Here is a 14,346-nt window from a genome sequence, read left to right as displayed (position 1 = left end):
TGTTAGCGTTATACTCGCAGGTTCTGGCTAGAGATAAATTTAAACGCTTTATTGGCGTGAGTTTACATGAATATGATCAGCGTCAATCAGAGAATTCCGCGTCGGTATCGGGGCGTTCTTTAAAAGAGATCCGATATAACTCATGCCATTACATTAAATATAAGGATAAGGATAAGGATAAGGATAAAGATAAAGATAAAGATAAAGATAAAGATACAGATACAGATACAGATACAGATACAGATACAGATACAGATACAGATACAGATACAGATACAGATACAGATACAGATACAGATACAGATACAGAATTAAAGTTTTCGTCAGTCTATTTAAGAAAACCAGCCTTGCGGCTGGCTATTTTATCTCTGGAATGTATTTATCCCGCGACTTTAGCGACTCTAGCTTGATGTTTAAGAATATCCCGTGCTGAATCAGCCATAATCATAATCGCACCTGCCAGCATCAAAGTATCCTTTAATATCAATCGTCCTGCCCCTGATAAATAAGGGAAACCGTGGTGCATGTCTCCCAAATTCGGAACCCAGGCTTCTGGCGTTGTGATTAAAAATGAAAGGGTAACAAAAGGCGTCAGGAACGCTAGCAGGCCGCCAATCAGGCCTAGCCAACGGCTAAACGGATTGGCTAAGACCAAAAGAGCAATCAGCACTTCCACAACGCCCAGTCCATTAGAAAAATCGTAGGTGTTATTCATTTCTTGCCACTGTCTGGCGACAAGGTTTAACTCACCTTCGTGCGTCATATACTGTTTATATTCGGTGGGATTCTCATAGAAGAATGACATCAACGGGCTATTGGCGACAAAAGGGGTAATACTATCGGCTTCGTAAGGTACAAATTTCAACAAACCGATCCAGATAAAAACAATCGCAATGCTTAATCGGATCAGGGTAAGACCGACCTTATCACCCCGACTCAGTAACTCTAAATACTTGTTCATCGATAAACTCCTTTTTATTTATCTGACACAGCAGTAGAAAACCGGGTTAATTAGATAAGTACCCGTCTTTCCATTGATGAGATAATAGGTTTATCCGAGTGAGTTGCATTTTTCACAGGCTCTGAATTTTTTGTCGTATCGTCTGAAATAGCGTGACTACCCATAATCGATAAAACAACTCTCCGTCCGAAATAGAGCGTTGTAATAAAGCAGAATACTTTTATTGAACCAGACTGAATAAATCGTTTAAAGATTCACTCATCGAAGGATGAGTAAAAATCTGATCGCGTAGTATGGTATAAGGCAGCCCCGCATCCATTACCATTTTTACGGTATTGATCATTTCGTGAGAATCAGGGCAAAGCAACGATACACCGAGAATCTGCTGTGTCTTATTATCAATAATCGCTTTTAGCACGCCTCTCGTATCATTTAACACTCGAGCTTTCGGAATAGCAGCGACCGGCAGGGTAACAACCTGAATATCGGCACCGCTATTGCGCGCTTGCGTTTCGGTTAGCCCAACCCGAGACAGCGGCGGATTCATGAATACCGAATAAGGTACATGTTTACGATCGCCGGTATGGCGTTTACCACTCCCCAATAGCTGATCCCGAACAATGCGGAAATCATCCAGCGAAATATAGGTAAACTGCGGCCCACCTTTTACATCCCCCATCGCCCAGATATGACTCGCCGTGGTACGTAAATAAGGATCGACCATCACAGCACCGCGATCGTTAACCTCAACTCCCGCCTGATGCAATTGTAAATCTTGAGTATTCGGCGCTCGCCCGGACGCAACCAGTAAGGCATTTACGTTATAGTCACCTTGATCGGTATGCAGCTGAACTGCGCCATTATATTCAGATACGCAATCGACCTTGGCATTGAGCACCAGTTCAACGCCCTGATCTTTCAAAATACCCAGAATCGCCCCTGCTACATCCTGATCTTCATGAGGTAAAAAGCGCGATACCGTTTCGAAAATAGTCACTTTACTACCAAACTGAGCAAAGATTGAGGCAAACTCCACGCCAATATACCCGCCGCCAAGAATGCCCAAATGAACGGGCAAAGTTTCCAGATTCAGCAGGCCGGTACTGTCATAAACCCCCGGCGTTGATGCTAAACCTTCCACCGGTGGCATTACCGACTTCGCTCCGGTATTGATAAAGATCTTTTCACCGGTGAGCGTTAATTCCCCTTCCGGCGTTGTGACTCGTAGCGTATGGCTATCAATAAATTCCGCACGCCCATCAATAACATCAACATTCTCCAAATCCGCCAGATTGTGATAATTCTTATCCCGCAGGAAATTAACCAGATCGGATTTACGACGCATAGCCTGAGAAAAGTCATAATGGAGTTGCGCATCATGAACCAAAGCTTTAGTTGGGATACAGCCAATATTAATGCAGGTACCGCCATACATTTTCTTTGACTGCTCAATAATGGCAACTTGCCAGCCGGCTTTAGCCAGGGTTACAGCCAGAGTTTTCCCGCCTTTCCCAAACCCGACTATGACAGCTTGATAATGATTCATGATTCATCCTCGCCAAGAATTTCTAATCCAAACCTGAGAAAAATAACGCCCCTAAAAATCCCAGAACGATTTCGATAGGTCATAGTGTAGCTATAACGACTGTGCTAACGTATTTCCATCACGCTTGATAAATTGTTCTGGAGTCTAATTTGGATACCCTTAGCAGGCTGATCGCTCTTAATCCCCCGCGGGGCCGCCTTGACCGTAATTGTATTCTGGATGGTGACTGGCAATTACCTCACGCCGCAGGTGACTTATCCGTCATTCGCTGGCATGTGGTCATTACCGGTTCGGCTTGGCTTGATTTATCTTCCGGCGAGTCCCGCCTGCTGGAAAATACCACCATGCTGCTGTTACCCCAAAGCTCCGCCCATCGCCTGCGACAGCATACAAAAGAAAATACCCAGATTTTATGCGGTAGTATGAATATGCCCATTAGCGCTCGCCATTTTCTGACCGCGCTGCCAGAGGTATTGGTGCTGTCCCCTGAGAATGCCTCAGTAAGTCGGGAGTGGTTCCACTACGCTATCAAACTGATGCAGGAAGAGGTGAATCGCGGCCAGCCCGGTGCCGAAGCGATTTGCAGCCAAATGTGCGGGATGTTTTTAACCTTTGCGATACGTGGTTGGCTACAACATTCTCCACTGGATAAAGGGCTACTGCAGGCTTTGCTACATACCCGATTAGGTGAAGCGGTGGCTCAAATGCTGGAAGCTCCTCATTATCACTGGACGGTGGAAAGCCTGGCGCAAATCGCCCATATGTCTCGGGCTAGTTTTGCCGAAGTGTTTCGTCAGGTCTCAGGGACAACTCCGCTTTCATTGTTGACGACTCTGAGAATGCAGCTTGCCGCACAGCTTCTGGCTCGCGAAGCCGCGCCTTTGGTAGCTATCGCAGAACTGGTGGGCTATGCCAACGAATCATCTTTCCACAAAGCTTTTGTGCGCCATTTTGGCTGTACGCCGGGGCAATACCGTAACAAAGCTAAAGAATTGGCGACACATAGCGGAGACTAGAGGGTTGGCCATAAACTGCCTGTTTTAAACAGAAACGCAACTCATCGTTTATTCGCTGTGCGTTTATTGACGACGAACTGAGTAACCATTCGTTTATTCACCGCCAGTGTGGTGGCAACGCTCCGATCGCCAGCACATTATCATTCCCTTTTATCCTATTGCACCCGGCTTAATGGGTAACCCTCAATTTTAATCCCAATGTTATTTTTTGAATCAGATTCATATAAACTGAATGCCTTTCTCTATCAGTCGAACTGAAATGTGATTATCAAGCTGCAAAGACTTACAAAAACGCGGCGAATTATCGAAGCGAATGTACATTCTCTTTTTGATAAATACCATGTGTTCTATCTTCTATCTTCTATCTTCTATCTTCTATCTTCTATCTTCTATCTTCTATCTTCTATCTTCTATCTTATTATCGTCGACATTATATATCTTAGCTAATTCCTTATTGGTGCAGCGTTGTAGCATAAGAAAAAAATAATACCCCTGCACGTTTAACAAGTCATTTTATACCTCGCTAAGGCACCATCAGGGAAACCTCATTTACGTTAGAAAGCGCCTTTGGAAGAGCAAGATTAATTGCCATAGGGGAGCTAATAATACAAGTAGATATACCGACAGCCAGAACTTACTACTCTTAACCGGTTTTTACTTTCCAGTTGATTATTTATCGCCCGATTTAATCAGAACGACTAAATATAACCGCGCACCTGCTGATAATAAAATGCCTAAATCAGGAAATACAAAAGTCAGCCACTATATAGGCTGACTTTTTAACAGACTTTTTATGATTAATTTATATCGGGATGCTGGGCGATAAGATTCTTTCTTTTTTTCTCCAGCTCAGCAATTTCCTGATCGATATCCTCAATACTTTGCTCAATATTATCATGGTGTTCTTGCAGGATTTCCTTAGCTTCTGCCCGGTCGGAAGCTGCCGGCGTAGCGCCTTTCAGCGGTTTATTCGCCGTTTCCTTCATAAATATCCCTGTAACCAAACCTATAACCGCAACCACCATCAAATAATAGGCTGGCATGAAGAGATTCTGAGTGGATTCAACCAGCCATGCGGCAATGGTTGGAGTCAACCCGGCAATCATTACCGATATATTAAAAGCGATGGCCAATGCACTGTAACGAATATGCGTAGGGAACATGGCAGGTAAAGTTGAAGCCATTACGCCGATAAAGCAGTTCAACAATACGGCCAGAATCAACAATCCACAGAATATCAGGCCAATCACGCCGCTGTTAATCAGGATGAAGCATGGAATGGCCAAAACAAAAAGGCCAATACTTCCGCATACGATAAAAGGTTTGCGGCCAAATCTGTCGCTCATCAATCCCATAATTGGCTGGACAAACAACATACCCAACATGATGGCGATGATGATTAGTACACCGTGATCTTCCGAATAATGCAGGCTATGAGACAAGTAGCTCGGCATATAGGTCAACAGCATGTAGTAAGTGACGTTAGTAGCAATAACCATACCAACGCATATGATCAGATTTTTCCATTGCTTCGTTAGAATTTCGCGGAAAGAAACCTTTGGCGGTTGAGTAATATTATTGCGCGCATCGCTATCCATTTGCTCAACATGCTGTTGGAAGGTTGGCGTTTCTTCCAAAGCGTGGCGCAGATAAATACCAATCAATCCTAGCGGAGCTGCAATAAAGAAAGGAATACGCCATCCCCATTCAAGGAAATTAGCTTCACCGACAATGCTGGAAATCAGAACAACCACTCCGGCGCCTAAAATAAAACCGGCAATGGAACCAAAATCTAACCAACTCGCGAGGAAACCGCGCTTTCTATCCGGAGAATATTCAGCAACAAAAATAGCCGCTCCGGTATATTCACCACCGACGGAAAAGCCTTGGGCCAATTTAGCCAATAACAGTAGTATCGGTGCCCAAATCCCGATTGATGCATAGGACGGAATTAAGCCAATACAGAAGGTACTGACAGACATAATAATAATGGTGACGGACAAAACTTTTTGCCGTCCAAACTTATCGCCGAGGGCACCAAAGAATATGCCGCCAAGTGGGCGAACCAAAAAAGGTACGGAAAAGGTCGCCAATGCGGCGATCATTTGAATTCCGGGATCGGCCCCAGGGAAAAATACTTGCCCCAGTGCGAAGGCGACAAAACCGTAAACACCAAAATCAAACCATTCCATAGCATTGCCTAATGCAGCCGCGGTAATTGCTTTTTTCAGTTTGGTGTCATCAATGATAGTGATATCATTGATTTGCATAGGTTTTACCTTTCTTTTGCGTAATCCCATTATTTACTCCCTTGTATTCATCTTCATTCCACTGTGTAAAGCCAGAAAGAGTTAATTGCTTTAGCAGCCATCAAAAAAATTTATGTAACTATATAAGTAATAACCTATGTAATTACGTGATGCAATGAAGAATCAGGTGGAAATACGGGCTGAATGGCTATTTTTACTGACAAAAACTGACGAAATTATTATGAAAAAAAACCTTATTTTTCTCGATGTTACTGATATTTTTTCCTTTATAACTTACAGGGTTAGCGAAAATTGACAAAAAATGACGAAGACTTAAAGCTCACGAAGAAAAGGACGAAATCATCGACGCGTTCAAAAAAAATAATAAATTTCCTTTGACAGAGCAAATGACTGTTCTTGCGGATTAAATAACCTAACGAATTATTTTGATACATTCTCGTTAGCCGAAGCAACCATAGATAAATAGTGGCTAATAATTATCTGATTAGCCATAAATAAGGCAATGACGCTTTAGTAGAATGGCGAGGCCCTTTATTTATTGTTTCCCTTCCTTTTTTAGCAGCGCTCTCTTGCGCTCAACACCCCAACGATAGCCAGACAACCCGCCATCCTGACGAACGACCCGATGGCAAGGAATCGCCACAGCCAGCATATTGGCGGCACAGGCTCCGGCAACGGCGCGCATCGCCTTTGGTAAACCAATTTTATCGGCAATTTCGCTATAACTCACCGTGGCACCTAGCGGGATTTCTCGCAAAGCTTGCCAGACCCGCTGCTGAAAAGCTGTTCCGCGAATATCCAATGGTAAATCCAGGCCAATTTCTGGCGTTTCAATACACCCCACCACCTGAGCCACCAGGATGTCAAAAGTTTCATCCCCGCCGATTAAAACCGCCTGAGGAAACTTATCTTGCAGCTCTTGCACTAGCTGTTGCGCACTCTCTCCCATCCAAATCGCGCAAACCCCCCGTTCACTTTTCGCCACTAGAATATCGCCCAATGAACACTGGCCAACGGCAAAATAAATAGTTGTTCCGGTTCCACCGCGATGGAATGCCTTAGGCGTCATGCCTAACATGGCATTAGATTTATGGTAGAAACGTGCATTCGATTGATAGCCCGCTTCGAAAATAGCGTCGGTAACAAAACCCGTTTGCGCCAATTGCTGACGTATCCGCTGAGTACGCAAAGCTTCAGCGTAGCCTTTTGGCGTCAGGCCAATCGCCGCTTTAAATCGTCGGTGAAAATGATATGCGCTCTGGCCCACATAATCAGCCAGTTCATTTAGCGTTGGAATATGATCGGACTTTTCAATATAGCGGCAGGCTTTGGAAATTATTTCGTACTGCTGATCTCCCTGAACACCGCCGCAACGTTTACACGGGCGAAATCCTGCTACTTCAGCCGCTAACCTATTCGCGAAAAACACCACGTTTTCCTGCCGGGGCTGACGGGATGGGCAAGACGGTAAGCAATAAATACCGGTGGTTTTTACCCCATATATAAAAGCGCCATCGGCGTCTTTATTTCGCTGGACGATAGCCAGCCAACGCGCCCGATCGCTCTTGAAATTCTGTCTAGCATTCATAATCGTTAACCCTCGACGAATGGAATCGTTAAGGCGTTGCCGTTTAAAATTTCGGTCCCGCCAGTGCTAGCCAGATTAATTCAGAGAAAACGGTCAAACACTCCGCTTCTTGCTTTTTCATTCGAGCTTCGGGTGAAAAGACTTTAATATTTCCCCCCCGCGAGCGGAATTATTTTTCACTCATCTTTGGATAAAGCCCAAAGATACAAAGAAGCGGTGGTGCCATAGGGTGAATAACGTGTTCTATAACGTTTAAAGCGCTCTTTAGTCAGTTCTTTATGACGATATAAATTCATCATACCGCGCCGAATAGCCAAATCCCCCCAACTCACAACATCTGGACGCGCCAGCGAAGAAATTAGCAGCATTTCTGCGGTCCATACGCCAATACCATTTAATCTGGAAAGAGTGCGAATGATTTCGTCATCGCTTTGGCTATGAATATTTGTCAAATCCAGCTCTCCGACCCGCACCGACTCTGCTGCCCCTTTAATATATTGGGCTTTTTTCATTGTCATACCACAGCGCTGTATTTCTTCATCAGGCAATAACAGAATGCGTTCAGGCGTAATATTTCCGACTAATATCTGCAAGCGCGTATTAACGGTTTGCGCCGCTTTTACCGATATTTGTTGTTCAACAATATATTGCACTAACCCGGCAAACAGATCGGGATTGGTTGGACGTTGTAACATGCCAAAGCGTTCAATGGCTGCAGCCATCTTTTTATCGCGTTTTTTGAGATGCTGAATCTCAGTTTCGCCATAAACAAAAAACATGCCCGCCCCTCAGTGAATTGCCTTCGCTACGAATATCCTTCCTTGATACTGTATTTTTATCATGATGAATAGAGCCAATCTGGAAAATATTGACGCTAAACGAGGTAGGATTTTATTTATCGGCCCAATGAGGTTCACGCCAGCGTAGTTTTCGCTGCCAGTCTCGGCAAACGCTTTTCATCCAGCTTACCATTTGGCGTGAGCGGCATTTCACTGAGCAAATGTAGCTGACTGGGAATCAGATATTCCGGCAGCCTGTGCGCCAAATCACAGAGAATACGACAAGGCTCCGGCGCGCAGGCCGGATAACACTGACATAGGGTCGCAAATGCCAACAGTTTTTCCTCAGCACCCAATCGTTGAACGACCACTTTGACCTGCTTTAATAACGGGCACACGCGGATCAACTGCGATTCCACTTCGGCAATATCGATCAGATAACCGCCGATTCGTACCTCTTCCTCTATACGCCCTAGAAATTGATAATGCCCGCATGGCAGTTTTCTGAACTTATCGCCGGTACGGTATAAGCGTAACCTTTGGCCCGGTATTGGCTGCCACTCGATAAATCGCTGGGCAGTAAGCTGCGGTTGGTTGAGATACCCTCGCGCCAGCCCGAGGCCAGAGAGATAAAGCTCTCCGGCTTCCCCCGGCAGGCATTCGGCACCGTCACGGTCCAAAATCCAAGCCTGAATCCCAGTAACCGGTTGACCAACATGAACGCGCTGGCCGAGGAAAATCCGCCCATAAAGAGCGGTTACCGTACATTCCGCCGGGCCGTACAGATTATAAAGCGCTACGCGATCTGCCCAGCGATCCGCCAGATTTTGTGGGCAATCTTCGCCCCCGATGGCAATCAGCGACGGTAACCCTGCGGCCTGGATATCAAGACGAGCTAACAATGCGGTAGGTAGAAATAAGTGGCTGCTGCGGCTGTGGACAATAGCCGCTGTTTCCCCGCAGCCAAGAGCCAATTCTCCTCCGCAGATTAACGGCAACAAAGCGGCCATATTACCCGCGTCAAATGCCAGAGATAAGGCGTTATACACCCGGCTGTTGGCGGTGATTCCTAGCCCTTTAGCATGATCTTTCAATAAATTAGCCAAAGCGCCATGTTCGATCATTACCCCTTTCGGCACGCCTGTGGAACCGGAGGTATAGATAATTAAAGCCAACTGCTGGGGACGACGAACGACCTGCGGCGGTTGGCTGCCCGACCAACGTTGAATACCGCGAAGAAATCCGGAAGAGGTTATATCGAAATAGCGGGCGCAGGACCAAAGCGCCATTGAATCACCGCTGCCAACGCCAAGAATCACGCTCAGCCCAGCGTCGGCGACCATATGGCTAAGTCGTCCAAGCGGGTAATCCATATCCAGCGGCACGTAGCAGGCTCCTGCTTTCCACACCGCCAGCAGTGCCACCAGAAAATAGGGATCGCTACCGGTAAGTACGCCGATCCTTGAGTGCTCACCTATTCCCTGTTGATTCAGCCAGTTGGCAATACGATTAGCATCTCTTTCCAGCTGAAAATAGCTGATGATCCCCTGTTGCGCATTCCTTGCCGCAATGCGATCTGGCGTTAACCGACTCCAGACCTCGATCAGGTCAGTGACCGTTTCTTCCATCGGATAATCCATCAGGCCGCCAGAGTTGCGCCACCATCCACGACAATATCCTGCAACGTAATATGGCTAGCTAAATCTGAAGCCAAGAACGCGACCGTTTGAGCAATTTCCGCAGGCGTAGCGATTTTCCCCAGCGGGATTCCGAGCTTGTACTGCTGAGGAAAACCGGCGATGGTGCGTTGCTCGGCGTCTGGCGTTTGCCACATTCCGCGTTGCATTGGGGTATCGGTCGATCCCGGCGAAACCAGATTGCAGCGCACGCCATAGGGAGCTAACTCCAGCCCAACGCAATGGCTGAAACTGGTTAATGCGGCTTTAGAGGCACAGTAAGCGGCCATTTGCATACGCGGTACATGAGCCGCATTTGAGCCAATGCTGACTATCGCGCCGGACCGCTGCTGCTTGAACACCGGAATAAGCTGTTTTAACAGATAAAAAGCACCAGAAACGTTGACGTCAAAACACTGCTGCCAGTCATCCAAACTCAAGCTTTGGGCTTCTCCCATACGCAAAATACCCGCTGCGTTCACCAACACATCGATGCCGGACGCAACCTCAAGCAGTTGCTCGCAAACGTCCGCCACCTGCGCAGGCTGCCTAATATCCAGCACTGCCGTAGTGAAAGGATATTTTTCATTGGGAAAGTTTTTATCCAGGCCAAAGACTTGCGCGCCCAGCGCCGTGAATAATTTAGCCGTTTCAAAACCGATACCCTGACCCGCACCGGTCACCCACACACGCTTACCGGTGAAATCCATTTGTACCATTGTGCCAGCCATTATTTCGCCCCAGCCGCCAGTTGTTTCTCAAACAGTGCCCACCAGCCATTTAAGCTTGGGGATTTCGCCAGATCGACAAAACTCAGCTCAATACCTTGCTGACGCCATTCGGTCACCAGCGCCATGATATGAACGGAATTCAGGCCGTAATCGATCAGATTTTCATCTTCATCAAAGTCTTCGTCACTTTCGTCAATCAGCGTCAGGAGCTGTGCTTTCAAGCTTTCTTTGCTGAATCTGTTATCACTTTGGTTTGCTTCACCCAGCAGTGCCTCAGTGAAAATCACACTTCCGCTACGCGTCGCCACATATTTCAGCGCCATCAGATGCTCTTCCAGCGAGAAATCAGCCACCGCGTCCGCCACCATAAACGGCTTAATATCTTTCATGAAAGCGTCCGTTGCAGTAATCATGCAGCCAATGTGGCCGTAGATACCGCAAATCACCAACTGGTCACGCCCCATTTCCTTCATCATTTGTTCTAACGGCGAGCGATGGAATGCGCTATAGCGCCATTTCACCAAAATCTCGTCGTCTTCTTCCGGCGTTAACGCACTCACTACCCGCTGCTTGGCCGGATGATCGTTTAAACCTGCGCCCCACATGTCATTCAGCAGCGCCCGATCTTCCGGGCTTTGATTATTAGGTTGAGCGGTATAAATCACCGGCACACCCTGACTTTTACAGTAGCGGCGAATGGCGGCAATATTGTCGATCACCCGATTAATCATTGGGTTATTGTCACCGTAGAAGCTGACAAAGTAGTCCTGCATATCGTGAATCAGCAGCACGGCTTTGGTCGGATCGAACTGCCAGCCCACTTTATTTGCCGGAACATGTTCTGCCTGCGGCAGTTGATAAGCAGAAAGAGTTGGAATCGCCATGAAAAAATCCTTATTCACTGATGCTGATTTGGGTCTGAATGGTTTGTCGCAGTAGTCGCTTGTCTATCTTCCCGACCGGCGTAACCGGTAGGCTATCGACCATTTCAAATCGATCCGGCAGCTTGAATTCCGCCACCCCGATACCACGCAGATATTTGCGTAAGTGGAGCGGTTTGAGACTGGCATCGCGAGTTACCACAAAGGCACAGCTTTTTTCACCCAGCATTTCATCAGGCATCGACACCAGCGCCGCGTGAATGATGCTTTCGTGGGTTAACAGCAGATTTTCTACCTCTTCGGCGGCAATTTTTTCGCCCCCGCGATTGATTTGATCCTTCTCACGCCCAACAACGCACAGGTAGCCGTCTTCGGTCATCTGTACTACATCGCCAGAGTGGTAAAATCCTTCATCATCAAAAGCTTTCGCATTATGTTCTGGGCTACGGTAATAGCCGCGGAAAGTATAAGGCCCGCGCGTGACTAACTCTCCCGCTTCTCCCGGCGCAACCGGCTGACCGGCACTGTCCAGCACCCTAACTTCATCATCGGCGCTGATAGGGCAACCCTGCGTGGTGAAAATACGCTCGTCGCTATCGTCCAAACGGGTGTAATTCACCAAGCCTTCGGCCATTCCCAGCACTTGTTGCAACTGACAGCCCAGCATCTGCGGAATGCGCCGTGCCAGCGATTCACTCAGTTTGGAGCCGCCGACCTGCAACAGTTTCAAGCTAGCGAGATCCTCTGTGCCAAAATGCTCGGCGGCCTGCAGCCACAGAGATACAGCTGGCGGAACTAATGAGGTCATGGTGATTTGATGACGTTTAATCAGTGGGAAACAGCTCATAGCGCTAGGCTCAGGAGCCAAAACTACGCAGCCACCGCCATAGAAAATACCCAATGCGCCGGGCGAGCTGAGCGGATAGTTATGAGCCGCAGGCAGCGCGCACAGATAGCGGGTATTTTCATCGTTTTGACAAATATCTACGCTGCCTCTGACGCTGTAGTAATAATCATTGTGAGTTCGCGGAATCAGTTTCGGCGTCCCGGTACTGCCACCGGAAAGCTGGAAAAAGGCGACTTCGTCCGCCGCAGTCGGCGAAAAATCAGGCAACTCGCCGTCTAATTCCTCATACAGCATGGTCTGTAACAATGGCGCATAATCATTCTCACCATCAATAATCACAAATTCAAGAGAAGGCACTGACTGCTGCAACTGCTGCGTAAAGGCCGCGTCACTAAACAAAGCGTGGCTGGCGGAGGCAATCAACAGGCGCGGCTGAATTTGTTTAGCGTAAGCATTCAGCTCCAACCGATTGTGGCTAAATAAGGCATTTACCGGTACCACGCCAATTTTCAACAGCGCGAAATACACTAAATAAAACTCGGCGACATTGGGTAATTGCACCAAAGCCGTATCGCCATGTCCCAGTCCCTGACCGGTTAATCTGGCGGCCAGTCGATCCGAAGCGCGATTCATTTCGGCATAGCTGAACTGGCGTTCGCCGCAAATCACCGCCGTTGCCTGTGGACGCAGTTGGCACTGTCTGGACAGCACGTCCGTCAGCGGTAAATCAATCCAATAACCTTTTTCGCGATATTGACGTGCAAACTCCGCAGGCCAACGGGTAAATTCAATACTCATGGCAAACGTCCCTGTGATTGAATTCCCAACGCATTCAACATGGTGCCTAGCTTGGCTTCGGTTTCGGCCCATTCAAGTGCAGGCTGCGATGCCATCACGATTCCGGCCCCAGCAAACAGGCGCGCCTGAGTGTCATGCAGCGTTGCGCAGCGAATCGCTACCGCCCACTCCCCGTTGCCGTCTTCATCACACCAGCCGACGATACCGCTGAATAAGCCTCGTTCGAAAGGCTCTAACTGATTGATTAACCGACGAGCTGATTCCGTTGGGAACCCGCAGAGCGCTGGCGTTGGATGTAATAGGCAAGCCAGTTCCAGCACCGAGGTTTGGGCACTTTCCAGCTCGCCGCTAATAGCTGTAGAAAGATGCCACAGTGCAGCGGTGCTAATCAGTGAAGGCTGCGTCGGGATATTTAACGAGCGGCAATACGGCGTCAGTAAGCGGCGAATTTCGTCGATAACCAAACGATGCTCATACTGATCCTTTCCAGAATTCATTAAGGCTTGAGAAACCACATGATCGCCTTCTACCGTTGCCTGACGTTTTGCCGAACCGGCTAAGGGGTTGGTGTAAACTCGATCTCCGTCCTTACGTACCAGCAGTTCCGGGCTGGCTCCCAGCAAAACGCCGCCTTCACTCAGAGGAATATGGAAATGAAACGCGCCTGGATTTTGGCGTAATAAGTGATTGATAACCCGGTTAGGATTGATCGGTGTCTCGGTTTCAATCTCTAAAATTCGCGACAATACCACCTTATGCATTGCGCCCCGACGGAAGGTTTCAACCGCCTGAGCAACCGCCTGTTTAAAGTCGTCTTCATTAGGCAGGCTGCGCCACTGAGCGACAGAAACCGGGTCTTCTGATGTATCTGATGCAGCAGAAACCAATTCCTGACGGTCGAGAAATTGATAGGATTGAGGAATGAATAGCTGGGTAGGCTGGCTAATATCAAAGGGAATGGCTCCGACAACGATAGGACGTTGCAGGCCATCGGCGCGCGCTTTGATAAATGCCTTCTGGATCGATTCTTGCAGCGTACCGGGGTATTCCGCACCGCCTTGTGCTCGTTGAGTAATTCGTTCCGCCACCCCCTGTGTTTTTATACTCCGATGTGCTGAAGTGAATAAAAACGCTGAGGAAGTCGCTGAAAAAAGTGAGTTATCCAAACGCCCTGCAGTGCCACTGTGTGCCACAAAAACCTCCACCACGATGTAAATAGTAATGTTAATAATAATTACTATCATTCCTCTTTA

Annotated in this window: 12 protein-coding genes; 2 read left to right on the top strand and 10 right to left on the bottom strand. The window is 47.6% G+C overall.

Annotation, left to right across the window (positions count from 1 at the left end; translation table 11 throughout):
- Positions 1-56: 56 nt before the first annotated feature.
- Positions 57-410 carry a hypothetical protein gene (locus ACQ4OC_RS09745; protein ID WP_430971133.1) on the top strand — a complete coding sequence of 118 codons (354 nt, stop codon included), beginning with the start codon at positions 57-59 and terminating at the stop codon, positions 408-410.
- On the opposite strand, the gene rclC is transcribed toward ACQ4OC_RS09745, so the two are convergent.
- Both rclC and rclA read right to left on the bottom strand, forming a co-directional pair.
- The gene (rclC, locus tag ACQ4OC_RS09740) at positions 380-961 is read right to left on the bottom strand and encodes a reactive chlorine resistance membrane protein RclC (RefSeq protein ID WP_064515095.1); all 582 of its coding nucleotides are present in this window, start codon (positions 959-961) and stop codon (positions 380-382) included. The two genes, ACQ4OC_RS09745 and rclC, sit on opposite strands and share 31 nt — an antisense overlap.
- 220 nt (positions 962-1,181) lie before the next feature.
- Positions 1,182-2,507 (bottom strand): reactive chlorine resistance oxidoreductase RclA, encoded by a 1,326-nt coding sequence (gene rclA / locus ACQ4OC_RS09735; RefSeq protein ID WP_430971132.1) that lies wholly within the window; start codon positions 2,505-2,507, stop codon positions 1,182-1,184.
- A 149-nt stretch (positions 2,508-2,656) separates the two neighbouring features.
- Here rclA and rclR point away from each other — a divergent pair, with 149 nt between their 5' ends.
- The gene (gene rclR / locus ACQ4OC_RS09730; protein WP_430971131.1) at positions 2,657-3,523 is read left to right on the top strand and encodes a reactive chlorine-specific transcriptional regulator RclR; all 867 of its coding nucleotides are present in this window, start codon (positions 2,657-2,659) and stop codon (positions 3,521-3,523) included.
- A gap of 797 nt (positions 3,524-4,320) precedes the next feature.
- Here rclR and proP read toward each other — a convergent pair.
- The 8 genes from proP to ACQ4OC_RS09690 all read right to left on the bottom strand — a co-directional run bounded on the left by proP (position 4,321) and on the right by ACQ4OC_RS09690 (position 14,337).
- A complete protein-coding gene (gene proP, locus ACQ4OC_RS09725; protein ID WP_049597746.1) occupies positions 4,321-5,823 on the bottom strand; it encodes a glycine betaine/L-proline transporter ProP in 1,503 nt (500 codons plus the stop codon).
- 505 nt (positions 5,824-6,328) lie between these two features.
- Complete coding sequence (ada, locus tag ACQ4OC_RS09720; protein WP_120806575.1) at positions 6,329-7,381, bottom strand: bifunctional DNA-binding transcriptional regulator/O6-methylguanine-DNA methyltransferase Ada; 1,053 nt, start codon at positions 7,379-7,381, stop codon at positions 6,329-6,331.
- Between the two features lie 176 nt (positions 7,382-7,557).
- The gene (locus ACQ4OC_RS09715; RefSeq protein WP_064515101.1) at positions 7,558-8,160 is read right to left on the bottom strand and encodes a DNA-3-methyladenine glycosylase family protein; all 603 of its coding nucleotides are present in this window, start codon (positions 8,158-8,160) and stop codon (positions 7,558-7,560) included.
- A gap of 134 nt (positions 8,161-8,294) precedes the next feature.
- Positions 8,295-9,800, bottom strand: a complete 1,506-nt coding sequence (locus tag ACQ4OC_RS09710) for an amino acid adenylation domain-containing protein (protein WP_064515103.1) — start codon at positions 9,798-9,800, stop codon at positions 8,295-8,297.
- A complete protein-coding gene (gene dhbA, locus ACQ4OC_RS09705) occupies positions 9,800-10,567 on the bottom strand; it encodes a 2,3-dihydro-2,3-dihydroxybenzoate dehydrogenase (protein ID WP_430971130.1) in 768 nt (255 codons plus the stop codon). Before dhbA ends, ACQ4OC_RS09710 begins: the two co-directional genes overlap by 1 nt.
- Positions 10,567-11,451, bottom strand: coding sequence for an isochorismatase family protein (locus tag ACQ4OC_RS09700; protein WP_064515105.1), 885 nt, complete (start codon positions 11,449-11,451; stop codon positions 10,567-10,569). Before ACQ4OC_RS09700 ends, dhbA begins: the two co-directional genes overlap by 1 nt.
- 10 nt (positions 11,452-11,461) lie before the next feature.
- Entirely contained in the window at positions 11,462-13,093 is a 1,632-nt protein-coding gene (locus ACQ4OC_RS09695) for a (2,3-dihydroxybenzoyl)adenylate synthase (RefSeq protein ID WP_064515106.1), read from the bottom strand.
- Complete coding sequence (locus ACQ4OC_RS09690) at positions 13,090-14,337, bottom strand: isochorismate synthase (RefSeq protein WP_084414319.1); 1,248 nt, start codon at positions 14,335-14,337, stop codon at positions 13,090-13,092. Before ACQ4OC_RS09690 ends, ACQ4OC_RS09695 begins: the two co-directional genes overlap by 4 nt.
- Positions 14,338-14,346 lie beyond the last annotated feature (9 nt).

The sequence above is a fragment of the Yersinia sp. J1 genome, from assembly GCF_050586585.1.
GTDB lineage: Bacteria > Pseudomonadota > Gammaproteobacteria > Enterobacterales > Enterobacteriaceae > Yersinia > Yersinia entomophaga.
This window is presented reverse-complemented; position numbering and strand designations above follow the sequence as displayed.

What these genes read in the sequence shown, in the direction of transcription:
- rclC (WP_064515095.1), bottom strand. Translation starts at nt 961, where the DNA reads ATGAACAAGTATTTAGAGTTACTGAGTCGGGGTGATAAGGTCGGTCTT.
- rclA (WP_430971132.1), bottom strand. Translation starts at nt 2,507, where the DNA reads ATGAATCATTATCAAGCTGTCATAGTCGGGTTTGGGAAAGGCGGGAAA.
- proP (WP_049597746.1), bottom strand. Translation starts at nt 5,823, where the DNA reads ATGGGATTACGCAAAAGAAAGGTAAAACCTATGCAAATCAATGATATC.
- ada (WP_120806575.1), bottom strand. Translation starts at nt 7,381, where the DNA reads ATGAATGCTAGACAGAATTTCAAGAGCGATCGGGCGCGTTGGCTGGCT.
- ACQ4OC_RS09715 (WP_064515101.1), bottom strand. Translation starts at nt 8,160, where the DNA reads ATGTTTTTTGTTTATGGCGAAACTGAGATTCAGCATCTCAAAAAACGC.
- ACQ4OC_RS09710 (WP_064515103.1), bottom strand. Translation starts at nt 9,800, where the DNA reads ATGGATTATCCGATGGAAGAAACGGTCACTGACCTGATCGAGGTCTGG.
- dhbA (WP_430971130.1), bottom strand. Translation starts at nt 10,567, where the DNA reads ATGGCTGGCACAATGGTACAAATGGATTTCACCGGTAAGCGTGTGTGG.
- ACQ4OC_RS09700 (WP_064515105.1), bottom strand. Translation starts at nt 11,451, where the DNA reads ATGGCGATTCCAACTCTTTCTGCTTATCAACTGCCGCAGGCAGAACAT.
- ACQ4OC_RS09695 (WP_064515106.1), bottom strand. Translation starts at nt 13,093, where the DNA reads ATGAGTATTGAATTTACCCGTTGGCCTGCGGAGTTTGCACGTCAATAT.
- ACQ4OC_RS09690 (WP_084414319.1), bottom strand. Translation starts at nt 14,337, where the DNA reads ATGATAGTAATTATTATTAACATTACTATTTACATCGTGGTGGAGGTT.